The sequence below is a fragment of the Flexithrix dorotheae DSM 6795 genome (genome assembly GCF_000379765.1).
GTDB classification, from domain to species: Bacteria; Bacteroidota; Bacteroidia; order Cytophagales; family Flammeovirgaceae; genus Flexithrix; species Flexithrix dorotheae.
In genome coordinates this window covers 201,621-226,285 of sequence record NZ_KB903435.1, presented here as the reverse complement: position 1 = coordinate 226,285, position 24,665 = coordinate 201,621, and the positions used below count along the sequence as shown (strand labels likewise).

The following is a 24,665-nucleotide window of genomic DNA, read 5'->3' as shown; positions in this document are numbered from 1 at the left end:
AGTTGATTAATCCCAAATACTCAGTTGGGGTTTGAGATTGAATTTTTTGCCATATTTTCTTCGCATTACATTGAATTGCTGATCGAACCTGAAATGGCATCTCTGGCAAAGGACTTTCAGGTTTTTCCGCTTATTGTGTTGCCTGTTTTGATCCAGATGGGCAACACCCAACACTGCCTTTTTACCATCTTTGAATGTTTCATTGTGTTTTATTCCACATTCCTGGCAAGTCCAATTCACCTCTTCTTTAAGTTCCTCCGCTAATTTTTTCCAATTCTCCGGGTAATCACTTTTTTGTTTGACCATAACCTTCTCCATTGATTTACTGAAATATAATTTTCCAGACCGTATGAGATTTACGGTATGTATAAAGTTAGATAAGATTTTATTCAAATTGATAAAAAATATTCATGAAATGATGCTACTCTTATCAATACTAAGAATCCAACTTTCTTTTCATTAAAATAATCTCTTCAAAAATCAGAGACTAATTTTTAATCAATTCAATCTTAAAAAATGATTATATCCAGTTTTATTAAGGGTTTAATAATGGGGATTTTACTTCTAAATATTTTTCTACCTGTAAAATCCGTTTCTCAAACGCTTCCAAGAGAGGGTCAATTTCCGATTAGTTTTTTGGATTCAGAAGAGTATCAGACTTCTTCACAACTTCTGGAAAAGTTTAAAGGAAGTATAGTATATATCGATTTTTGGGCAACATGGTGTGCTCCCTGTCTGGAAGAATTTCAACACCATGAAACTTTAGAAAAATTAGCCAAAAAGTATTCAGTGGCACTTTTACATATTTCTTTGGATAGAGAAAAACACGAGAAAAAATGGAAAAAGCGGATTTATGAATACAATTTAACCGGATATCATATTAGGGCGAGCTGGGGACTTCAAAGCGATTTTTGGAAGGAAGTTTTTCATCAGGAATCCCGTCCTTCAATTCCACGGTTTGTCCTTATTGGGAAAAATGGAGAGATTATAAATAATAATGCCTCAAAACCCACTGAATTTGAAATACTTGAAAGGGAATTCGAACTAATAGCCAGGTAAATTTAATTCCGATAATTTGTAAATTTTTGTTTTCAGTTGAAATTCATCAACTTTAAAAAAGTACTATTTCCTTAAATCTTATGAAAATAAATATAAATCTCCTCCCAAAAATTATAATCCTATTCATCTGTTTTTCAGCATGTAACCAGAACTATGAAGAAAGTACTGGTTATATCATGACCGTAAATGGGAAAATTTCCCCAGAACAAATGGGCATTAGTTTACCTCATGAACATATCACTACTGATTTTATAGGCGCAGAAAAAGTTAAACAACCTCAGTACCAGCAGGATAGTGCTGTGGAAATAATATTACCTCATTTAAATAAATTGTTGGAAAATGGAGTGAATACTTTATTTGAATGTACACCCAACTATATTGGCAGAGATGTGAAATTGCTGCAAAGGCTTTCCGAATTATCGCAAATCAATATCATTACCAATACCGGATATTATTCGGCTGTAGATAAGAAATTTCTACCTGCACATGCCTACACGGAAACTAAGGAAGAGATTTCTGCGCATTGGGAAAAAGAATGGATGGAAGGTATTAATGGCACTGGAATTAAGCCGGGATTTATAAAACTCGGTGTTGGCAAAGGTAAACTGGATTCCATAGAAGTTAAATTATTGGAAGCGGCTATTTTGCTGAGTAAAAAAAGTGGATTAACTATCGCCATGCATACCGGAGACGGGGAAGCGGCAAAAGACGAGCAAAGGATTTTGGAAGCAAATGGATTGGAGTCAGGGCAAATGATTTGGGTTCATGCGCAAAATGGCACTGATGAAGAAAGGGAATTATTGGCTAAAAAAGGAGTTTGGGTAAGTCTGGATGGCATTAGTGAAAAGCGGATAGAAGAGTATTTGCAAATGGTATCTTACCTTAAGGAGAAAAATTTGCTCCATCAATTGCTAATTTCCCATGATGATGGCTGGAGTGTGGAAAATAACGATGGTGAAATCAGTCTGAAACTTTTTGGCAATGGCAATTCAAAACCTTACAGCACCATTTTTGAAATTTTTGTTGAGCGATTAACCTTTGCTGGATTTACCCGAGATGAAATCACACAAATTATGGTGGAAAATCCTAAAAAAGCATATGTGATTGATCCAATAGGTAATTGAGATAAATTTACCTTACTGCTTTGAATTTAGAAGGCGTATCCCCAAATTCATTTTTAAAAGCTACCCGGAATTGAGCCTGGCTCTGGTAGCCCACCTCAAAACAAATCTGGGAAATGGTGACATTTCCTTCTTCCAGCAATGCCTTTGCTTTTCCCAATCGTATTTTCTTCAGGTATTCATTGGCCGATATTCCGGTCAGTTTTTTAAATTTTCGGTAGAAAGTAGACCTGCTCATTCCAAGTTGGTCCCCAAGTGATTCAATGGAAAATTCAGGTTTTCCCAGATTTTCGATCATGGAAAAGGAAACCTTTTGGATAAAGACCCTGTCTTCTTCTTTAATTTTCATTAAATCAGCGGAATTTAAAATACCCTGGTTAATCCACTTTTTCATTAATTCCCTGTTTTTGAGTAGCGCATTTACCCTGGTTTGCAGTAATCTGGCATCAAAAGGTTTTTCAATATAGTCATTCACACCCAGGTCAAAACTTTCAATTTTGGTCTCCATTTCTCCTTTTGCGGTTAATAAAATGATGGGAATATGAGCAGTATTTTGGTTTTCCTTTAATGTTTTGCACAAGGCAATTCCATCCATTTCAGGCATCATAATATCAGAAATAATCAGATCCGGCAATTGCTTTTCTAGAAAAGATAGCGCTTCTTTTCCATTGCTTACTTCTTCCACCTGATAATCCAGTACAAATATATCCTTTACATATTCCCTTAATTGTTTGTGATCTTCCACCACTAAAATGGTAGCCAGAGGAATATTGATATTTCGGGCAGAAGGCAATTCTTTCCATTTTTCATTTCCCGATAGCGGAATCGTTGAACTTTCCAGCAGATTATCAGTAGCCATGGTGAGAGGAAAATGGTCTTTCCCTTTTTTAAAAGTTAAAGTAAATTTGCTACCTTTTCCTTCCTCACTTTCCAAAGTAATGTCTCCCAGCATCTGTTCCACAAAAGATTTAACCAGGGTAAGCCCAATTCCATGACCGGGGGAATACCTGCTTTCATTTTTGGACCGGAAAAAACTATCAAAAATAAATGGCTGTTCGCTTTTTGGAATGCCAATGCCGTCATCCTTAAGTATTATGGAAATGGTATTCTTTTTTTCTTCCAGAATCAGAGCCACCTGTCCGTTTTCAGGCGTATATTTGATGGCATTGGAGAGCAAATTGTACAGGATATGTTCTGTTTTCTCTCTGTCCAGCCAGATTTGATTTTCTTTTAAAAAATTGAATAGTTGGAGATTAATGTTTTTTTTCTTTGCCAATGCTTCAAATCCAGAGAGAATTTCCTGGCAGAATTCCACCAGTTTAAATCCGGATATATTTAAAGAAGATTTTTGCTGATCATTTTTCCGGATTTCAATGAGTTGATTTACCATTCGGAGCAAACGCTGGGCATTTCCTTTAATCACACCAATAGATTTCTGCTGGATTTTGTTCCCCTTCCCTGCATGTATGAGCATATCCAGATGCCCCAATATCAAAGTAAGAGGCGTTCGGAATTCGTGGGAAATAGTGGTGAAAATATTAAGCTTGGCCTGGTCAGTTTCATGAAGTTTTTGCGTGATACTCACCATTTCATCTTTCTGTTTTACAATCCGTTTATTCTGATCTTTGAGTCTGGCCGTCTGAATTTCTACCTGGTTTTTTAGGTAGACATTCAATTTTTTAATTTGAGAAAGTCGATAATAATAGAAAGAAATAAGCATCACGATCACCACACCTGCAAGCAGTATTCTGAACCATGTTTCTTCCCAAAAAGGGGGCGTAATCGTAATTACCAATTGTTTTTCAACTTTTCCCCATTCTCCATCGGACAAAGAAGTATTAATTTTCAGGGTATAAACTCCCGGGGGCACGTTGGTAAAGGCAGCAGACCTGTTTTCATTATTGGCATAAATCCATCGGTCATCATACCCCTGCAGCATGTATCGGTATTTCAGCTCATTGGGAATAAGCACTGGCTGGGCATTAAATCCGAATGAAAAAGTATTGGTTTTATAATTGAGTTGAAGGGAATCAATTTTGTATAAAGGCTTGTCCAATAAAACTTCCCCTTCATAAGTACCATCTGGTTTGACTTCCTCATTAAATATCCTGAAGGTGTGGATAAAAGCCTGGGGAATAAAAGCGGGTTCATTAAAGTTTTTGGGATCAAGAGACACGAACCCGTGATAACCACCAAAATATAATTTTCCATCTTTCCCTTTCACAAAAGCATCATCCATGAAATAGAAATCAGGGAGATAAGATTTGATTTCCAGAGTAGAAACATTTATCCGGTTGAGACCTTTACTTGTACTCACCCAGACATTCCCTAAATCATCAGGGAGAATGCCATAAATTACATTTTCTGATAAACCATTTTTTTCGTAAAGATGGACAGTTGTACGCTCTTTTAAATCGATGATATTGAGACCATTATGTGTTCCAATCCATAATTTGTCAGGTGTTTTGGCCAGGCAATAAACTTTGTCGTTGGTAATCTGAATTTCAGTTGTAGAAGTAGAAAAATGATTAATTTCTTCTCTTGTATCAGGATTGATACAAAAAACGCCATTATTATCGGAGGCTATCCAGAGGAATCCTTCATCATCCATTTCCAAATCCCTGATATTATTGCCCAATTTCTTTCTAACAATGGTTTGAGATTGTTGGGATTTAAGATTGAAACGGGTTATTCCATTTCCTCCCAGGTACAATTCGCCTTTTTTAAATTCTTTGATTACCCTGTAACCTGTCAGGTCTGGTAATTTAAATCTGGTAGTGGCATCTATTGACTGGCCACTAATTTCATTAAATATGAATATGCCGTTCAGACTTCCATACCAGATGCTTTCCTCAGAATCCCTGAATATGGACCTGATTTCATTTACATTTTCGGAGTCTTTTTGCTCTAGTGGGATAAAATATGACTTACTCTCGGAATCTGTAATTTTTCCCAGGCCGGAATGGTCAAAACCCACCATAATTTCCCTATTTTCCAAAGGATAAATAGCTCTTACCGGATCGGTATAATCTTCTTCGAATTTCTGTGGGATATAATGAAATTTAAATCTGTTTCTACTTTTACTATAGACATTCACCCCGGTTTTCAGGGTAACAATCCAGGTATTATTTATCTTGTCCTGAAATAAAAATGAAGGTAACTCTCCTACCAGGCTTCCTTTTTTATTGGCATCCACTTCATGACTGGAAAAAATATATTTTCCATCCAGGCTGGTGACGCTGAAAAGTTTTTCATCGGCAATAATCCAGAATTTTTCTCTATCAAAAGAGATTTGTGAAATAGCGCTTTCATCTACTTTCCCCCCGCTTAAACCTGAAATATTAAAATACTTTTTCTTCTCAGTATGATTAAATTTTTGGGAAAAGCACCCGTCTTTAGTGACATATATAATTTCATCTCCCAAAGAGGTACAGGCGAAAGTTTTATTTGGAATCACAAAGTTTTCTGGTTTCACATCACCCAGTCCATTTATTGAGATATCATAAAACTGAATTTTTCCTGTGCTTCTGATCCCTACAATAGAAGGTGTTACCTGAATCAGCTCCATATTGCTAGAAATAGAATCTATAAGGGTATAAGTTCGGGTAACAGGATTAAATTCCGCAAGTGCATTTCTATAATTGAGCAGTAGGTTTCCATTAGGTTCTTCCAGCATTTGGAAAATAGTATTCCTTTGAGGCAGAAGGGAATCCGGATAAATGATGAACTGCTCTTTTTCGGCATTGTAATAATTAAGATCACCGAGGTTGGACAGGGCCCAGATATTTCCATTTTTTCCTGCAGCCAGAAGTGCTATAAAATTACTACTTATAGCATTGTTAGTACCTGGTTCGGGTTTGTATACTTTAAAATCATGACCGTCAAAACGATTTAGGCCATTGATGGTTCCGAACCAGATATAGCCCAGATCATCCTGTACAATACTGTGAATGAAATTTTCTGACAAACCATTGGCAGTACTGTAATGATAGAAAAAAATATGATCTGCCTTTAGAGGGAAGACAGAGCAGAAGAAAAGAAGAAATATAATAAGTCTGGAAATCATTAAAATAAATCTGGGAATAGTCAAAAATAAGAGATAAATTCCAACTAGACACAAATCCATCTGTTTTTGCAACAAATCAGACCCCATCCTCTATTGATGCTGCTTAGCTTTGGAAAATAAACATTGTTTTAAATTAATTCATTCTAAATTTTATAATCAGACTGGAAATGGAAAAAAGGAGAATTATAGCATTTATTCTAATCGGGATACTTCATGCTATTTGTGTAACGGCCAATGATGGAGATTGGAAACCGCTTTTTAATGGTAAAAATTTTAAAGGTTGGAAAGTACTGAACGGCACCGCAGAGTATACTATTGACAATGGTGAAATTGTAGGGACTTCAGCGATGAATACCCCAAATACCTTTTTAACTACAAAGACGCATTACGGAGATTTCATTTTGGAATACGAAATGAAAATGGACAGAGGATTGAATTCTGGTGTGCAAATCAGAAGCAACAGTATTCCTGAATATAAAGATGGAAGGGTTCATGGCTATCAGGTAGAATGTGATGATTCTGAAAGAAGATGGGCAGGAGGAATTTATGACGAAGCCAGAAGAGGATGGCTTTATCCTTTGGAATACAATCAGGATGCGAAAAAGGCTTTCAAAAACGGGGAGTGGAATAAATACAGAGTGGAAGCAGTTGGGAATTCAATCAGAACCTGGATAAATGGTATTCCCTGCTCTAATCTGGTAGTAGATTTTACAGCTTCAGGATTTATCGGTTTACAGGTGCATTCTATTCACGATGAAAAACATGCAGGGAAAACGATCCGATGGAAAAACATCAGAATCAAAACTGAAAACCTGGAAAGTGACAGGAAGCAGATGGAAGGCATCAGGGAAGTAAGTTACCTGAACAATCAATTGACGGAAACTGAAAAAGCAGAGGGATGGAAACTATTATGGGATGGCGAAACTACCAATGGGTGGAGAGGTGCTAAAGATGATAATTTCCCCTCAGTTGGCTGGGAAATTAAAGATGGGATGCTTTCAGTGATCAAAGGAGGAGGAAAAGAATCTGCAAATGGTGGTGATATTATCACTAAAGATAAGTACAAAAGCTTTATCCTTGAGGTAGATTTTAAATTAAGTGAAGGAGGAAATAGTGGAATTAAATACCTTGTGGATCCCGGATTGAATAAAGGATCAGGTTCGGCTATTGGTCCGGAATTCCAGATTTTGGATGATAAAAAACATCCAGATGCTAAAAAAGGAGTGGAAGGTTACAGAACACTTGCATCTCTTTATGACCTGATTCCTGCAGATGGAAGAATTTTTAATCCTAATTTGAAACAAAAAAGATTTAATGGAATTGGATCATGGAACAGAGCTAGAATTGAAGTGAGGGGAAACCAAGTTCAGCACTTCCTGAATGGTGTAAAAGTATTGGAATATGAAAGAGGTACCCAACAATGGAAAGCGCTTGTAGGCTATAGTAAATATGCCAAGTGGCCAAACTTTGGGGAATTAGAAGAAGGACATATTTTATTGCAGGATCACGGTGATAAAGTTGACTTTAGAAATGTAAAAATCAAGACACTTTAAAAAAATAATTCATAAGTTTATTGACGTACAGGTTATCACCGACTTCAATAACTAATTTTCACGAATATGAAAAAAATGAAAAGTAAAAATTCAAGAAGGGCATTTATTAAAAATACAGCCCTGGCTTCGTCTGCAATTTCTGTAGGGCTTGTAGGTGGAGTTTCAGCAAAAAGTTATAGTAGAATTCTAGGTGCCAATGACAGGGTTACTGTTGCCCAGATAGGTTGTAAGCGAAGAGCTGGTGCTATGAAAGATGCATTCAAAGCGATTAATGATAAGCTCAATATCAAGTATGTTTGTGACATTTATAAGCCACAAATGGAGAAATTTGGTAATGAGATAAAGGAGGAGACCGGACAAACTCCTCAGCACGAAGGAGATATCAGGAAATTATTGGAGGATAAGGAGGTGGATGCCATTTTCAATGCCACTCCTGACCATTGGCATGCTCCGGGTACCTGGCTGGCGCTGGAAGCAGGAAAACATGTTTATGTGGAAAAACCATGTAGCCACAATCCATGGGAAGGAGAATTGCTGGTAGAGTTCCAGAAAAAGTATGGAAAAGTAGTGCAGATGGGTAACCAGCAAAGATCGGCTCAGGAAACTCAGGAAATTATTGCCGAAATTCATAAGGGAGCTATTGGTGAAGCTTACAAAGCGGTTGCCTTTTATAATAACTCAAGAGACAGCATTGGAAAGGCTAAAGCCGTTTCTGTTCCCGAAGGTTTTGACTGGGAATTGTTCCAGGGACCAGCTCCAAGAGCAGAATATTTAGATGTTTATTTTGACTACAACTGGCACTGGTTCTGGCCATATGGCACCGGGGAAACTGGAAATAACTCTGTGCACGAAATAGATATCGCAAGATGGGCATTGCAACTGGATTTCCCGGATACTGTTTCCGTAGATGCCGGAAAATATCATTTCAAAGATGATTCATGGGTGATGTATGATACTATGGAAGCTCGATTCGAATTTGGGAATAAAACCATTGTATGGGATGGAAAATGCAGAAATAACTACCCTACTTATGGTCCGGGCAGAGGAACTATCATTTATGGTTCTGAAGGAAGTGTGTTTGTAGACAGAAATGGCTATAAAATGTATGACAGAGGCGGAAAATTAGTGAAGGAAGCCGATGCTGCTGTAAAAAGCTCTACTACTGGCTTAGGTGGTGGGGGTAATGCAACCAATGTCCACGTGAATAATTTCATTGAAACCATTAAAGGAACAACTAAGCAAAACTCTCCAATTGATGAAGGTGCAAAAAGTACATTGCTTGGGCATTTAGCTAATATTGCTTACAGGGCAGATTCGGTAATTAAATGTGATCCTAAAACCGGACAACTATTAGATAAAAAATTGATGAAAACCTACTGGAAAAGACAATACGAGCCAGGATGGGAACCTAAGTTATAATAATTACATATTACATGTTTTTTGTTTTTGGAAAGCAGTGACCAGTTTTGGTTACTGCTTTTTAGTTTTTCATCAATTCTGAAATTTCCTGTTCCGTCAGGTTAAACTGAGTCTCAATAGAATATTCATTCAATTTTTTCTGGTTTAGTAAAAAGAGGGTTTTATCACCATCAGTTTTTATTAATTCTTTTTTAGTAGTTAATCCTAATGCCAGTCCCAAAGCCGTAGAGGCAATGCCAATGCCTGTACCATAAAGATACATTTTATCCTCTTTGGAATATGATAAAAAACCTGGGTCATCATCTCCTTCAATTAAAGCTACTAATACCCCAGTTCCTACTCCAATTGCCATTCCCGTAAAGAGACTTTTAATTACTGCGTCTCGTCTCCTAATTTTAATTGATTTGATATTTTGAGAGGGAACAATTCTTATTCCCGAAATATTGATAGGATGATGATAGTTTTTTTTAGTTTTCTTAGCTCGCTCAGCCAGAATAAGGGTATCTTGCCGGACAGCCAGTAAAAAACCAATATCTTTTTTCCCCACATAAGTTTTGAGGAAAGTTTCATAAATTTTAGGCGTCATTTCTTCTTGACCAACTGAAAAATTAGCCAAAGACAGAAACAAAATGAAATAAATTAATTTGATAAGAGATTCCATTGCCAAGCATAATAGTGCCGACAATGTAACATATTTTTTAGGAAAAAAAATCTAATCTTTTATTGCAAATTGAATTAAAAAAATAAGGGAGGAAAGGTGAAAGGAGTAATAATGGAATAACAATAAAAAACCCCCCAAAAAATAATTTATCGGGGGGTTTCAGTAATTATTTTTTCTTGTTCTCTAGAACTTCTTTTCTTACGTCCTGAGCTAGAACTTTGATCTCTTGCATAGCTTTTCTAACTCTGGTTCCAGCTGCGCCATTTCCTTGGTTAAAAAATTTCTCTGCGTCTTTTTCTGCGTTTAAAACGATTTCTTTGATTTGATTAAATTTTTCCATTATCTGTTTTTTTTAATTCCGAATGATGCGAAGATATATTTATGTTTAGATATTTACCAACAATTTTCGCAATTCATTTCAAAAAAAGCTGATTTTTTTGATTTTTTTGACATTATCAGCCGTTTCAACGCATTTATAGTACAATTTTTTAGATTTTTCTTAGTTTCCCCCAACTTTTTATTTGACCTTCACCCCCACTCCATCTGCTATGAAGCCACCTCCTTCGGTCTTTAAATTATAAACTTTTGTTACTTTTTGCCCATTTTTAAGTATATGGAAAACCTGATATTTCATTAATTTCTGATCATTTTGGGACCAGTAAAAAATCTCATCACCACTTTTAATTTTTCCCAAAGGCTTAATTCCATCAGTGGTAATAACCGGATGATTTAAAGTAGCTCTAAGTTCAAAAATTTCAGATAAATGGACTGAAGAAGAACTCATCAAATGGTGTGGGAGAAAATACAAAGTTCCAATCTGAATTTCCACTCTTTGATGAATATCAATTCCGGTGATTTTAGTGGTGGTTACTTCTTTTAATTTCCTATCCAACATTAAAACTTCCTCTCCAATATTCACCTTATCAATGGTTTTCTGGCTTCCATCAGCCATGGTAACCAGAGCAGTTTCGGGAAAACAGTATTCATATTCTTCTTCGGCACTTACTTCAGCAGCCTCCATTCCATTTTCCATAGCGTAAAGCAGGTTTGATAATTCTTTGGAAAAAGCAAATGCTACAGTAGGCAATAATCCGGCTTCCTCTTCTCCCCTATATTTCAATTCGTCAATAAATAATCCCCAGCAGGCTTTGTCAGCCCCAACACCCGGAATACAAATATTGTAGGTTTTACCATCATCAGCATTAGAATAGATCGCCAGGAAACCAATGGTATTCATCTCTTCCGTTTCATAGACATTATACAGATAAACCTTCCGTTCTTTCCCATCTGCAAAATTAAAAGCGTATGGCTTTTTCAATTCATACCTGTCCAGTACATAACCCTCATCAAACTTCACATAAGTATCCTTTTCCAGGTTTTTAATTTTAAGGGTTTTGATTGTTTTGAAATCCTCCTCAGTCATGCCCTTGGTTGTCCCTTCATCCTGGGCCTGAATCAACATGGGAAAAAGGAAAAAAATTGCCGCAGTCGTCCAGTATTTGATTTTTAAATATTTGAATATCATGATTATATGTTTATGTATTAATTAATTGGGTAAAATTTAATTTATCGGGTTGAGGCCGAAGTTATTTATGAGGGAATTGAAAATGCTCCATATAAAATAATGCTGCTACTTAACCTTTAACTACCCTGTCCTGAATATTTTCCACTACCCTTTGAGCCGATTCGAAAGCACCAGCCATCCAGGCGGTGAGGTAAGTGGTATGTTCCCCTGCAAAATAGAAATTTCCATCGGGTTTTAATAATGTCTGAAAATGATTGTTTCTGCTTTCTTCGGAATAATTGGCCCAGCCTCCTAAGCTATAGGGGATTTTATGCCAGGCAAGTGAAAAAGCATTATCGAACTCTGCTTGATATTGAGGATGGATTTTTCCTCCCTGATCCAGGGCGAGTTTTTCCCTTTCTTTTAAGGAAAGATCCCCCACTTTCTCTGCCAGCCGGTTAAAATTATAATAGCCTTTCAATACCCCTGTTTTTGCCAGAAAATCTGAGGAAGGATAAAAAATCTGGGTGATATCCATATTGGTTTTGGTGATGCCTCCAAAAATTTTATCATCTTCTTCCCAGAACCTGCGCTTAAACTGGATGCCAATTTTTCCGGTTTTCATATACTCAATTTCCGAAATAGCGGCTTTTACCGGCTCAGAAAAATCATTGGGAATATCCTTTAATACAGGTAGGGGAATAGTGCAAATACAAAAGTCTGCCTTTAGCTTTTTGGCTTTTCCCTGAGCATCCAGATATTCAATGTTTACACCCTTTTCAGTTTTCCTGATAGCCTGAACAACAGCATTCAATTGAATAATATCTTCTAATCTGGAAGCAAATGCTTTGGGCAAAGTATCTGTACCACCAACTACCTGTAATAAAGTAGGTTGTTGATGATAAGTATATTCCCCCACATTATGAAAAGCGGGATGGGTAAACCCGGAATATAAAATTTCCCGCAATAAATATGGATCTGCATAAATAGGTTTGCCCGTAGCTCCCTTTGCCAGGGGATAGCCTCTTCTTTCCGAACCTTTGTAGAACATATCCGGAGATAAATCTCCTTCGGCTCTTAAATAGGCCAATAACTTCTCCACATCTTTGGGAGACATGGGAAGGTCCAATGATTTTTGATCAATGGCTTTGGCCAGAAGTTCGCAGGTATATCCACGGAAATCCGATTTAATTTCCCGCATGCGAATGCTTTTATTGTTCAGAGGGCCTCTCCCTTTGCTGTAGAAATAAGCCGCATCATTCACATTGTTGAAAATCTCCAGTTTTATTCCGAGTTCTTTGCAGTATTTCAGAGAAATTTCGTGGTGATGGGGGATTCTTGCTGCTCCGGCATTCAGGTAATTGCCATTGGTAAATTTGCAAATCTGTTCCTGCCCATCCACTTCTGTTTCCCGTGAACCTTCTCTAAGTGTCCAGACCCGACCTCCTACCCTGTCTCTGGCTTCCAGAATGGTACAATCGTAGCCCAGTTTTCCCAATTCATATGCGGCAGTCATTCCGGCCAGACCAGCCCCTAAAATAATCACTTTTTTGCCCTTAGCTTTGGGACTATTCTCTACATTCAGACCTTTGGCGGGACCAGCTTTTATCAATCCCAGGGCAAATAAAGTGGCATATCCGGCTCCTCCAACCACGGAAGATTTATTGATAAATTCCCTTCGGGTAATTCCTTTCATGTTGTTTGTTTATAGGATAAAGTTTCAGTTAAAAATAATCGATCAAGTTTAAAAATATCAGTAATTCCCAATGTGATAAACATGGGCTTGTCCAACAGGGTCTGTGCTTGTTTAACCCAGAGTCCTTTCCGCTTCAGAAGCTCGATTTACACAAGGTCTTTACTGAAGACTTTGCTGGGTCAAAGCGTTTTTTGGGTACATGGGGAATTGCGGTAAATATATTCTATTTTGCTGCATTGGAAAAGATTAAAAAATGAAGATTTAATCCAGCATCACAAATACTGGATTTTTGGCTGTTGAAATTTAAATGCTTCTGAGTTTGGTTTTCAGTTACAAACTGAAAATTATATAAAGGCTTAAGTTTCAAACTTAAGCCAGGGAAAAAGTACTTGAAATGAATTATGGTTATTTTTGCAAATCCCAAAGCATAATTTTATGAAAATTCTTCAAATAGCCCTAATTATTGGAATTTCCTATTCCTGCTTGGATTCAAAAAGACGAAAAAAAGCGATTGTAAAAGAAAAGATGGAATTTATTAATCAATCTCTTCACAATCAAAAGGCCACTTATGATAGGTCTGAATTATTAAATTTTATAGAAAATTTTAATGATGAGTTACTTTCACAGAAAGCAATTAAAATTTATGATTTTACCTCTGAAACCTTAGAGTATTTAGAAAACTTTAAGTCAGAATTAATCGAATATGCTGGAGGTTATGATAGTTTGGGAAGGATTTTAAATACATTTGAAGTTGAAAAACAAATGGAATTTACCATAGGAAAAAATGAAGATGGAGAAGGATATAATCTTATGAAGAATCTGGAGAAATTTACAGAAAGTGTGAATCATTTGGATTCTACCTTTAATTATAAATTAGTATATCATGGGAATGAATTTGAAGTTTTGTCAAATAGCGAGGCGGAAAAGGCAGATTTCGTGTCACTAAATTTTGAAAATACGCCATTAGTTACTGCTCTTGCTATTATTAGTCAATTTGAAACTCAGGTTAAATTAATTGAATCAGATGCTATTTCCAGACTAAAAAAATTGGATAAGTAAACTTTCTCTAGTTTCAGTTTGTAACTGAAACTCCTTAATAAAATGAAGTTTACAACTTCACAAAGCAAAAAACCATTATTCATCTAACTTCTTGATTTCCTGATCCGGATTGTAGTCCTCAGGGAGCTTTCCTGTGTTTTGTTTGAGAAGTTTCCTTACATCTTCATGGTTGTGCTGATGGGTTTTGGAAATATTTTCTAAATCTGAAATCTGATTTTCTTCCAGAATTTCCTTTGACATTTCCACTGCAAAACTTCTGGCAGTTAACAAAATATTGGGTAAAACTTCATCAGGCAGGGGTTCCCCATTGAAAAGTACTTTTCTACCCTCATAATCTACCTGCACATAGTTTTCCTCTGAGTGTCCTTTTCCCAAAATATAATCTTTGAAAGCGGCTTTCACGGCTTCCAGCTTCTGCCAGTATTCCATCCGCTGGTTTTGCTGGATATTTTTTAGCGTTTCTTCTGCTTTTATGAAATATCTTCTCGCTTCCCGTCCCCTGTCATTATTTTCCACCATGGAAAGCTCCTTAGCCATATTGAGGGATAGGGCGTAATCTATACTTTCCTGCTTTCCTCCAGGGGTGTCTAAAATTTTAGATACCCTTTGGTAATCTTTATTTTCAGTGAATTCGTACTTTTTCACCCGGTTGCGGAACCAGTCCGCAAACTTGCTTTTGGCTCCCAAAAAAGCATGTAATTCCTTCGCTGATACTACATTTCCCTGATAGATTTTTATCAATTCCATAGCTTCTTTTTTTACCAAGATAAGGCTTATTCGGGGAAAATGTTAAATCCTTTACCTTTTCAGTAATTTTTTAGAAAAAGTTCTCCTAATTTTAGACAGTAAACCACATTATTGAACAACTATAAAATAACAAACACTTGCAAACACTTCGCTATTTACCGACCTTGTTGGCATTGCTATGCCTTTTTTCAGGATGTAAAACCTATAAAGTCCGGAAATCACTTGATAAAAAACTGGTGAAAAATGAAAAACTGAAACACAATTTTAGTGGCCTGGCTGTGTATGATGCCACCAGTGAAAAAATGATTTATGAACACAATGCCGAAAGGTATTTTATCCCCGCATCAAATACTAAAATTTATACTTTTTATACTGCCCTGAATAGTCTGGGAGATTCAGTACCGGGAATCGAGTATATCATTCAAAATGATACCCTTACTTTTTGGGCAACCGGAGCTCCGGATTTACTCAATACTTATTTTGAAAAGGACTACGACCGGGTATTTGAATTTCTAAAATCCCGAAAGGAAGTTTTGGTATTTGCTGAAAGGCCATATGAAGATCCTGCCAGCGGATATGGTTGGGCCTGGGATGATTATAGTTCTTATTATTCTGCAGAAAGAAGTGCTTTTCCGATTTATGGCAATGTAGTTCATTTTGAAAAGGACAGCGGAAGTGCTCTGCTAACAGTCATTCCCTCACTTATGGGTGATTCCCTTGTGTTGGGAAAGCCGGGGAAATATCCTTATGTAAAGCGGAAAAGGTTTGCCAATCAGTTTCAGTATTACTTTGCAGATAGTGATGCCTATAACAATGAAATTCCTATGATTACGGATTCCAGACTGGCTATAGATTTATTAAAAGATACCCTGCAAAAGGAAATTGGCTTTACCCAGTTTGATTCGACTCTGTTAACTTTTCCTGTAAAAACAATTTACAGTATTCCCACCGATACTTTATTGCTTAGGATGATGCGACCTAGTGATAATTTCCTGGCAGAGCAAACCATTATTTTGTCCAGTCATGTAAGACTTGGTAAGTTAACCACTGGGGAAATGATTCAGTTTGCTTTGGATTCTCTACTCCCCGATCTTCCTGACAGGCCTCGTTGGGTGGATGGTTCCGGGCTTTCCAGATATAATTTATTTACGCCCAGAAATACAGTTCATGTGTTCCACAAACTATATCATCAGCTAGAAGAAAATCGGCTATTCAACATGCTGGCAGCAGGTGGGGAGTCTGGTACACTTAAATACTGGTATGGAGCAGAAAAACCATATATTTTCGGAAAAACCGGGACTTTATCCAATAACCATAGTGTAAGCGGTTACCTGAAAACCAAATCCGGCAAAACATTGATTTTTAGCTTTATGCATAATAATTATATGGTATACAGCAGCGCAATCAAGCGGGAAATGGAGAAGATTTTTGTGTATTTAAGAGATCATTATTAGCTGTAGAGTTGGTGTTACCAGGTTTAGCTTTACTGCACAAGTAGCACCAACTTTTCCATCAAATCACCATTTTCATCACGTTTTCACTGCACAACCAGCACCAACTTTTGGGGAATTTTAAGTACAATCTTTTAAAATGATCTGTTTCCGGGAAAGAAGACTCTTTTTCCCGTGTTCCCTCCGTGTAGAAAAAATCACAATGCTCAATGATTTTTTGCCTGAAATTATGATAGTCAATAGAAAAGAAACACAAGGAAGAGGCTCAACAAAAATGGGAATCAGCATTGTCTGCTAATTCCCATTGAAGATAGTTTTAATAATTGTTGTTGTAATTTAATGTAGTTGTTGTAAATAAAAATTTGTGTTCATTTTATGTGGTGATGTGTTAAGCCACCACTGTTGTTTGGTTGTTCAAAAAGAGGGCAAAATCTATAAACTTTCCTATGAATTTATTTGAGTTGTTTTCCTCTGTTTTGATAAGGCAAACATATAACTGAAATATTTACCAAACAATACCTTGGGTAAAAAAATATCCATTTTTTTCAATTATTATAAAATTTACTTAATTAGTGGGTAAAATATTTACGTAAAAAATATAAATTTACGTAATAAATGTATTTATAGGGTAAAATTTAAACTCATATGAATCTATTAATCACATTTGAAGCAAGAAATGGTAAAAATCTACCCCTTAATTATCAAATTGCCATCAGTAAATGGTTGAAAGAGGGTATTGGGTTATCTGAAAACTTTACCTTTTCAAATATTTTGTTGGAAAGTACTTTAATGAAAGCTACACCAGTGAATATTAATTTAATGTCAAGGCATTTGAGTATTCAGGCCAGTTTATTCCATCAGAATCTTGATTTGGAATCCATTAAAAATACGCTCGCACCCCAGGAAATTCATTTGAACGAAACCAATACCACCCTGAGCTTAAAGGAAATTACCCCACTTCCTGAGTTTTCAGTGGATGGTAAGGTACAATTGGTAGGATTATCTCCAATAATCATTACCCAATCTGAAAAAAAGAAAAAAGGGAAGTTAGTTAGATACATTGCACCGGATCATCCGGATTATGCCCACTTGTTCTTTAAATCCTTAATAAGGAGGTATGCTCAAAATGAATTGGAAAATGGAAGAAAGTTTTATTACAATGCTAAATCAATTGCTTCCATGAAACTGAATGTTTTGGGGAAAATACCAAAAAAGAAAAGTATTCAGGCGTTAGGTCCGGGAGAAAAAATTTCGGGATATCAATTTGAATTTGAAATAGAGGCACCTTCTGAATTGGTAAAATTTGGACTAAAAGCCGGTTTTGGAGAGTTCAACCAATTGGGATTTGGTTGTTGTGCAGTGGCTTAGTTCATTGGATAGTCTCTGGAAAAGAATCCTTTCCGCTTATTTAAGTCAGGGAAGGATTCTTTTTTTCGCACTGTTTTTTAGTGGCTATTTAACTGGTTTCACAAGATGCATACACCAGTAAAACTTTGCCTGTGCTCCCTGCAATTTAATTGTTGATGAAGGGTTTAATTAATATTTATAAAGCAATTTATTTGTCGGCAAACCCTTTTGATTTACGAATGATTAAGCACCTAATTACCACAATTTTTCTTTGTTTATATTCAATAGTTGGAATTTCGGATAACATCGGATTAACGTTTAAGCATCTTTCCAAGAACGATGGCTTATCTGCCAATGAAATTTTAACCATTTATCAGGACAGTGATGGCTTTACCTGGATAGGAACCGTGGATGGATTGAATAAATATGATGGCTATGACTTTCAGGTTTTCAGAAATATAAATGGGGATTCATCCAGCATCATTAATAATGTAGTCAGGAGTATTATTGAAGATCCTGATGAAAACATACTTTGGATTGGAACTGCTGAAGGGCTTACAAAATTTCGAAAAGATACTCAAAGTTTTGAACCTTCCTCTATAATAAATGAAGGAATTTCCTCCCTGTTTGTGGACAGTTCACATAACCTTTGGATTTGCACTGATAATGGAAATGTATTTTTAAAAGAAAGAGGCAAGCTTTCCATAGCAATTTATGAACCTTTAAAGGATTATAATCTGAACAAAATCCTTGTGGATAGTAAAGGAAATTTTTGGGTAACCGAAGCCAGGCGAATGGGACTTTTCGATCCGCATACGGGTAAAATAAATTACCTGATAGAAGAAATAAAAGTTGATCATTTAATAGAAAGTGCCGAAGGGCATATTTGGGTTGGGGCCAAGCATGAAGGGTTATACAAAATTGAAAATGGAAATACCCAAAAAATTACCCGATATGGGAAAAAGGAAGGCTATTTTATTGCAGATAATATTTCAGGAATAGTGGAAATCAGCCCTGGAAAATATTGGGTAGCGATTCGAGATGGGGGCCTTTATTTGCTTGATGAGCAAAACAATACCTGTGAAGGCTATTTTTACGATATTCATAATCCAAATGGACTTAGTACAAATGCGATTACCTCAATCTATAGGGATAATTTGGGTAACCTCTGGCTCGGTACTTTTAATAAAGGGATTAATTTTCTGGACCATTGGAAGAAAGCTTTTGTGCATTACAAATTCAATTTTAAAGCCAATGGACTACCCAATAACAATATTAGAAGCATTTATCAGGATAGAGACGGGGATATCTGGATTGGTACCAAAGAAGGAGGCAGCCTGAGTAAATTTGATCCTTTAACAGGAACATTTATTCATTATTCCCATAAAAAAAATGATTCAAATAGCATTAGTGATGATTTTATTCTTTCCATTCACGATGCCCATCCCGGTTACCTGTGGGTAGGAACGCTCAAAGGAGGATTGAATCTATTCAATAAATCAACAGGGAAATTTATCCATTTTAAAACTGATAAATATAATCCTCAAAGCATTGTTCAAAATGCAATTTACAGCCTAATAAGGGATAGAGAAAACCAGCTGTGGATAGGCACCGGCTGGAAAGGACTTGATTTGTTAAAAACAGAAAAAGGGCCTTTTTTGCATTTACCCTCCGATCCTAAAATTGATGGTAGCCTGCCACATAAAGGCATAAGAGCTATTTTTGAAACAAAGGATCATCAGATTTGGATCGGCACTAAGAAGGGGCTCTCGGTGTATGAGTCAACAACCGGGACTTTTAAAACTTATAAGTCCAATCCAAAAGATGTTTATAGTATCGGAAATGAAAACATTATCTGTTTATATGAAGATTCCAGGGGTAATTTCTGGGTAGGTACACAAAACGGTTTATTCCTGATGGACCGCAAAACAGAAAAGTTTATCGGAATTTCTGAAGATGATGGATTGCCCAGTAACACCATTATTGGAATTTTGGAAGATGACCATGGGAATTTATGGCTCTCAACTTCAAATGGAATATCAAAATTTACACCCTCTACCCATTTCAATTTCAATGAGTTATCAGAGAATTTAGAAAAAGGAACATTTAGAAATTTTGGTCTGAATGATGGTTTACAAGGAAATGAATTTGAACAGAATGCTTTTTTCAGGTTAAAAGATGGAAGAATGCTGTTTGGTGGTGGAAACGGGTTTAATATATTTCATCCCGATAGTATAAAAGATAATCCAAATGTACCGGAAGTAAGATTCACCGACTTCAGAATTTTTAATAAAAAAGTGGAAATTGGAAATGAAAATTCTCCTCTCAATCAGGCCATAGGAAACACTGAAAGTATTACTTTGGCCCATACAGATCACACCCTTACTTTTCATTTTACGGCTTTAAATTATTCTTCTCCAGAGAAAAATCAATATGCATATAAGTTGGATGGACTTGAGGAAGATTGGAATCTGGTGGGTAATCAACGGTTTGCCACTTATACCAACCTGAGCCCTGGTAAATATATTTTTCAGGTAAAAGCCTCTAATAATGATGGCCTATGGAATGAAAAAGGGATTGAGTTAGAAATTACCATTTTACCACCGTGGTGGGAAACCTGGTGGTTTAGAATTACGGTTATATTGCTGGTGGTTGGTCTTGCCCTAACTTATTACAGAAGGAAAACCCTGGCCTTAAAAAGAAGGCAGGAAGAATTGGAAAGACAAGTGGTGGAAAGAACGTCTGAAGTAGTTGCGCAGAAAAATGAGATTCAGGCACAAGCAGAAGAATTGCATCAGCAAGCGGAAGAATTACAAACACAAAGGGATCATCTGGAAGGGGCGAATCAGGCGATTACTCAGAAAAACCAAATGATAACCGATAGTATAAATTATGCGAGCAGAATCCAACAGGCTATTCTACCAAGTGAGGAGATGTTGAATACAACATTTTCTGATCATTTTGTATTGTTTAAACCCAAAGATATTGTTTCAGGAGATTTTTACTGGATGGCTGAAATAGAGGGCAAAACTTTCGTTGCGGCTGTGGATTGTACTGGTCATGGTGTGCCGGGAGCGTTTATGTCATTAATTGGTAGTTCTTTGCTCAATCGCCTTGTGAAAGAACAGCAGGTATTTGCTCCTTCGGTTATCTTACAAAAACTTGATCAGGGGGTTAGGGAGATATTAAAGCAGAAAGATGGTCATTCCCAGGATGGTATGGACATGGCCTTATGTGTTTTGGAAAAAAAGAATGGGGAAATTGAAGTGAAATTTTCCGGAGCCAAAAGTGATTTGTTCTATAAAAAGAAAGGTGATCATAAAATTAAAAGGCTAAAAGGAACAAGGACTTCTATTGGTGGAAGGTTTGACAAAGAGAAGTACTTTCATGAGCACGAGTTTCAGCTTTCTGAAGGTGACCAGATTTACCTGGCAACCGATGGTATAATTGATCAAAGTAATGTGGAGAGACAGAGATTTGGAAGTAAAAAACTGATTGAATCTTTCATTGAAGCACAAAACCTTGAAATGCAGGCACAACTTCATTCACTTGAAAAACACCTTGCGTCTCATCAACAGCAAACTGAACAAAGGGATGATATTACTGTGATTGGCTTAAAAATATAATGTTAAAAAAAACCTTCGGAAGCAGATTCTTATAGCTCCGAAGGTTTTTTTATCAATCTATCAATAACTTCCAGTTTTGCCCAAAATAGGCTTTTACGATAGTGTTTTGGTCAATAGATGACTTATTTTCTGCCAAATTCATAAAATCAGAAAAAATATAAAATTGCAACCAATAACCGAATCTGTATTTTTCATTGAGGCTTTTGGGATACATGTACTGGGCATACCACTTATAGTTTATTCCAGCCTTTGCCGCAGCTTTCATAGCTAGTTGAGCTTGTTCCCAGGTCTGGTTTGCCGATTTCTCAAAAATATCATTAAGGTCTTCCGGTTGCATTTTGCCGGTATTGATTACCTCATATTCGGTATTTATATTAAATTCTTCCAGGTTGAAAGTTTGCTCAAAAATAGTGTCTCCATCCAGATCGTAGCGAATTTGATTAAAGAAACCATCCCCATTGGTATCATCATAGGCAATGGTGGGAAATTTTTCAGGGATTTTTTGAGACCTTACGTAACCGTCTTCGTATAAACCTCCCCATCCCTGATACGACCAGGCATCCTGATCGATTCTCCAATAGCCTTTCTCTGCTCCAAACAGGTGAATTTTTCCATCAAACCCAATGTAAAGATTTCCCTTACCAGAATTATCCAAATCCCATTCTCCCCTATCTCCGGAAGCGTCTGCCTGAGGGTTATTGTCAATTCCACCTTTATTCATCCCAATGATAAAGGGGTCTTTGGGTTGGTAAAACTCCACCCTTTCCCAGCGTTCACAATCATCATCCTCATCGAAAGTCATCCAGGCTTGTTCCCAATTCCCTTTATTATATACCAAATCCCAGGCAGCATCATGACCGGCATAAATCAATTCATCCATTTTCCGCCACCTGCTATCAAAAAATAAGCTATCTGCAGCCGGTAAACCACGCATGTTTTTAAATTGATGCTTTTGATCCGCATAGGAAAAACCTTCTCCTGAGAAGTACAAACTCATGTCAAAGTCAAATTCATTGGAAGGGCCATTATCATTATCCAGGTCAAATCCCATGTAAACATGATCGATCATGGCTGTAGGATAAGCATCCACCTGAGTGGAATCCAAAGATTTTTCCTCCTTGAATTTTCCGCTATCTTCTAACCGGATGGCTATTTCTGAAAGACCATCTTTATCTATATCGTAAAAAAGAAAAGGATTTTCCCAACTGTACCTCAGGTCATCGTATCTGTAGCTCTGAATATGTGCTTTTTGAAACAAAGTCTGGCCATGGTAATCTTCATAAAAATTGGAGGCCCCATAATGTGACCAGGCCTTTAAAACAAGGTCTTTCCAGTTGATATAGTGAAAGGTATCATCATTTTCCTCATCCACAATCCACATATAATTACTCGACCATTCCCAAAAATTGGTGGTGCCAGATTCCTTATTCTCCACAATCACCTGCATGTCAGCAGCGCCATCTCCATCGTGATCTACCCAGTCGAGGCTTAAATCTCCGGGACCGGCATAAACCCCATCTCTGTTTCGGTCTATAATCAGGCAATCATTATCCATGTCGCCTTCCAAATCACCGTTTTTCATATCATCATCATCATCAATCCAAATGAGAGGAATGGAATCCGAAAGTGAGGAATATATCAGGTCAGGGTCTCCATCCTTATCCAGATCAATGTATTTTAATTCATTAGAAAAATCAGGTTTGAAAGATCGGATAAAGGAATTTTGAATATCAAACGTCTGGGCATGGGAAAAGGTAGAAATAGACAGAAATGCGAAAAGAATTGTAATTTTTTTCATTCAGTTAGACTAATAGTATCAGAAAAATTTATGTATCTCAAAATTATTTCTTTGAGATTAAAAAGGACATAAAAATCCGATCTTATTAGCAATAATACTCGAAAACAGAAAAAATATACCGGAGATAAACGAATGTTTTAAATCCGGTATACCAAATCTGTTTTAAGTAACTGGAATTGTTAATTTAAGTATTTTCAACGAAGCTTCAGCCACATTTTAGTGGTAAAAGAGACAGGAAAAATACCAGGTTTTTATGGTTTTCTATCCTACCACCTCTTTAAAAGCTTCGGCAAATAGTTCTAATTCTTCCATTTTGCCTATGCTTACCCTACACCAGTGCTGTTTGGCAAATTTCCATTTTCTCACTCCTATTCCTTTTTCAAACATAGCTTTCTGGAATTGATCTCCGTGCATTCTAAGTGGAAAAAGGATAAAGTTGGTACTTGATGGCACGTATTCGTAGTCCATTTCCTCTAGTACTTTGTAAACAAAAGCTTTTCCTTCATTTGTTTTATCCACACAGGATTGAATAAATGCTTTATCCTGATAACTGGACATAGCTCCGGCAATTGCCAGTCCCGAAAGGGAAGAGGTAGAAAACTGTTTGGAAATGGTGGAAGAATATTTCATGATTTTATCCAACAATTCCTGCTGGCCTAGAATATAACCCATACGAATGCCGGCAAAACCATGAACTTTGGAAAATGTTCTGGCCACCAGGATATTATACCCTTCTTTGATTAAAGAAGCCATACTCTGTTTACCTGGGTCATCCACATAGTCGATATAGGCTTCATCTACCAATACAGTAGTTTTTTTGGACACTTCTTTACAGAATGAGGTAAGCTGATCAGTATCTACCACTGTTCCGTTAGGGTTTGCCGGATTACAAATATAAACCAAGGGTGTATCCTCTGTAACTTTAGCTGCCATGGCATCCAAATTATGCTTATTCTCTTTAGTTACCGGAACACCTTCCCAGTCCATTCCATGCTCAGCTGCAGAAATCATCAACCAATCGTAAGGTGGATCGGCACAAATTATTTTTCCCTTATTCTTTCCAGCTATTGCCAGATAATAAGCTACAGAGGTAAGTAGTTCAGTAGAGCCCGCCCCTAATAATATATTATCTTTGGTCAGTCCAAAACTTCCGGCAATCAGATCAGACAATTCTCCTGCACCAAAGAATGAATATTGATAGCCAATATCCATGGCTTTTACCATTTCATCTTTCGCTTTCTGGGAGGGACCAAAGGGATTTTCGTTGGCTAATAACCTTGCTTTAAGTTTGGGGAAATCATTAATGATTTTTGCTTCCTCAGCTAATTGGGAAAGCTGGAGACGGGATTTACTTCCTTGAGGTGTTTTTGCCAAAAGTGCTTCCCATTGGGAAGGGAGCAGCCCTAACCCTGCAGATAACATGGCTCCATTGCGTAGCCAGTTTCTTCTTGATATATGGTGTTTCATCATTGAATTGTTGTTTCAGGTGATTCGGATTTGTAATTGTGATTTTCAAGTTATAAAAAAAAGACTGGTATCCAAAGGTAATTTCCACCAC

17 protein-coding genes are annotated in these 24,665 nt (G+C 36.8%); 8 read left to right on the top strand and 9 right to left on the bottom strand.

The genetic code is table 11. The annotated features are described in order from the left end of the window. Positions 1-6: 6 nt before the first annotated feature. Positions 7-306: a hypothetical protein gene (locus A3EM_RS0110690; RefSeq protein ID WP_157637817.1), complete on the bottom strand. Its 300-nt coding sequence runs from the start codon at positions 304-306 to the stop codon at positions 7-9. Between the two features lie 210 nt (positions 307-516). Between A3EM_RS0110690 and A3EM_RS0110685 the strand changes: the two genes are divergently transcribed. Both A3EM_RS0110685 and A3EM_RS0110680 read left to right on the top strand, forming a co-directional pair. Next, positions 517-1,059, top strand: a complete 543-nt coding sequence (locus tag A3EM_RS0110685) for a TlpA family protein disulfide reductase (protein ID WP_020528201.1) — start codon at positions 517-519, stop codon at positions 1,057-1,059. 80 nt (positions 1,060-1,139) lie between these two features. After that, entirely contained in the window at positions 1,140-2,183 is a 1,044-nt protein-coding gene (locus tag A3EM_RS0110680) for a phosphotriesterase family protein (protein WP_020528200.1), read from the top strand. Positions 2,184-2,190: 7 nt separating this feature from the next. Here A3EM_RS0110680 and A3EM_RS0110675 read toward each other — a convergent pair whose 3' ends face one another. Beyond that, positions 2,191-6,246, bottom strand: coding sequence for a hybrid sensor histidine kinase/response regulator transcription factor (locus tag A3EM_RS0110675; protein WP_169513346.1), 4,056 nt, complete (start codon positions 6,244-6,246; stop codon positions 2,191-2,193). A 167-nt stretch (positions 6,247-6,413) separates the two neighbouring features. On the opposite strand from A3EM_RS0110675, the gene A3EM_RS0110670 reads away from it, so the two are divergent. Further along, positions 6,414-7,799 (top strand): 3-keto-disaccharide hydrolase, encoded by a 1,386-nt coding sequence (locus tag A3EM_RS0110670; RefSeq protein WP_020528198.1) that lies wholly within the window; start codon positions 6,414-6,416, stop codon positions 7,797-7,799. 66 nt (positions 7,800-7,865) lie between these two features. Beyond that, positions 7,866-9,218 (top strand): Gfo/Idh/MocA family protein, encoded by a 1,353-nt coding sequence (locus tag A3EM_RS0110665; protein ID WP_020528197.1) that lies wholly within the window; start codon positions 7,866-7,868, stop codon positions 9,216-9,218. A gap of 61 nt (positions 9,219-9,279) precedes the next feature. Here A3EM_RS0110665 and A3EM_RS0110660 read toward each other — a convergent pair whose 3' ends face one another. The 4 genes from A3EM_RS0110660 to A3EM_RS0110645 all read right to left on the bottom strand — a co-directional run bounded on the left by A3EM_RS0110660 (position 9,280) and on the right by A3EM_RS0110645 (position 13,079). Beyond that, complete coding sequence (locus A3EM_RS0110660) at positions 9,280-9,804, bottom strand: hypothetical protein (RefSeq protein ID WP_157637815.1); 525 nt, start codon at positions 9,802-9,804, stop codon at positions 9,280-9,282. A gap of 241 nt (positions 9,805-10,045) precedes the next feature. Then, on the bottom strand, positions 10,046-10,219 hold the full coding sequence (locus A3EM_RS0110655; protein WP_020528195.1) for a hypothetical protein: 174 nt from the start codon (positions 10,217-10,219) through the stop codon (positions 10,046-10,048). Between the two features lie 177 nt (positions 10,220-10,396). Beyond that, positions 10,397-11,404 (bottom strand): Hint domain-containing protein, encoded by a 1,008-nt coding sequence (locus A3EM_RS0110650; RefSeq protein ID WP_020528194.1) that lies wholly within the window; start codon positions 11,402-11,404, stop codon positions 10,397-10,399. Positions 11,405-11,513: 109 nt separating this feature from the next. Beyond that, positions 11,514-13,079 carry a flavin monoamine oxidase family protein gene (locus tag A3EM_RS0110645; protein ID WP_020528193.1) on the bottom strand — a complete coding sequence of 522 codons (1,566 nt, stop codon included), beginning with the start codon at positions 13,077-13,079 and terminating at the stop codon, positions 11,514-11,516. A gap of 435 nt (positions 13,080-13,514) precedes the next feature. Here A3EM_RS0110645 and A3EM_RS0110635 point away from each other — a divergent pair, with 435 nt between their 5' ends. After that, positions 13,515-14,138, top strand: a complete 624-nt coding sequence (locus A3EM_RS0110635; protein ID WP_020528191.1) for a hypothetical protein — start codon at positions 13,515-13,517, stop codon at positions 14,136-14,138. 75 nt (positions 14,139-14,213) lie between these two features. Here the strand turns inward: A3EM_RS0110635 and A3EM_RS45705 are convergent, their stop codons facing one another. Then, entirely contained in the window at positions 14,214-14,885 is a 672-nt protein-coding gene (locus A3EM_RS45705; protein WP_083925212.1) for an antA/AntB antirepressor family protein, read from the bottom strand. Positions 14,886-15,022: 137 nt separating this feature from the next. Between A3EM_RS45705 and A3EM_RS0110625 the strand changes: the two genes are divergently transcribed. The 3 genes from A3EM_RS0110625 to A3EM_RS0110615 all read left to right on the top strand — a co-directional run bounded on the left by A3EM_RS0110625 (position 15,023) and on the right by A3EM_RS0110615 (position 21,309). Continuing rightward, positions 15,023-16,339 carry a D-alanyl-D-alanine carboxypeptidase gene (locus A3EM_RS0110625; protein WP_026210223.1) on the top strand — a complete coding sequence of 439 codons (1,317 nt, stop codon included), beginning with the start codon at positions 15,023-15,025 and terminating at the stop codon, positions 16,337-16,339. A 642-nt stretch (positions 16,340-16,981) separates the two neighbouring features. Further along, positions 16,982-17,704 (top strand): CRISPR-associated endoribonuclease Cas6, encoded by a 723-nt coding sequence (cas6, locus tag A3EM_RS0110620; RefSeq protein ID WP_020528188.1) that lies wholly within the window; start codon positions 16,982-16,984, stop codon positions 17,702-17,704. Positions 17,705-17,859: 155 nt separating this feature from the next. Continuing rightward, complete coding sequence (locus A3EM_RS0110615; RefSeq protein ID WP_020528187.1) at positions 17,860-21,309, top strand: two-component regulator propeller domain-containing protein; 3,450 nt, start codon at positions 17,860-17,862, stop codon at positions 21,307-21,309. A 52-nt stretch (positions 21,310-21,361) separates the two neighbouring features. Here the strand turns inward: A3EM_RS0110615 and A3EM_RS0110610 are convergent, their stop codons facing one another. Next, positions 21,362-23,107: a hypothetical protein gene (locus A3EM_RS0110610; RefSeq protein ID WP_020528186.1), complete on the bottom strand. Its 1,746-nt coding sequence runs from the start codon at positions 23,105-23,107 to the stop codon at positions 21,362-21,364. A gap of 261 nt (positions 23,108-23,368) precedes the next feature. Continuing rightward, entirely contained in the window at positions 23,369-24,577 is a 1,209-nt protein-coding gene (locus tag A3EM_RS0110605; RefSeq protein WP_052323348.1) for a pyridoxal phosphate-dependent aminotransferase, read from the bottom strand. Positions 24,578-24,665: the final 88 nt, after the last annotated feature.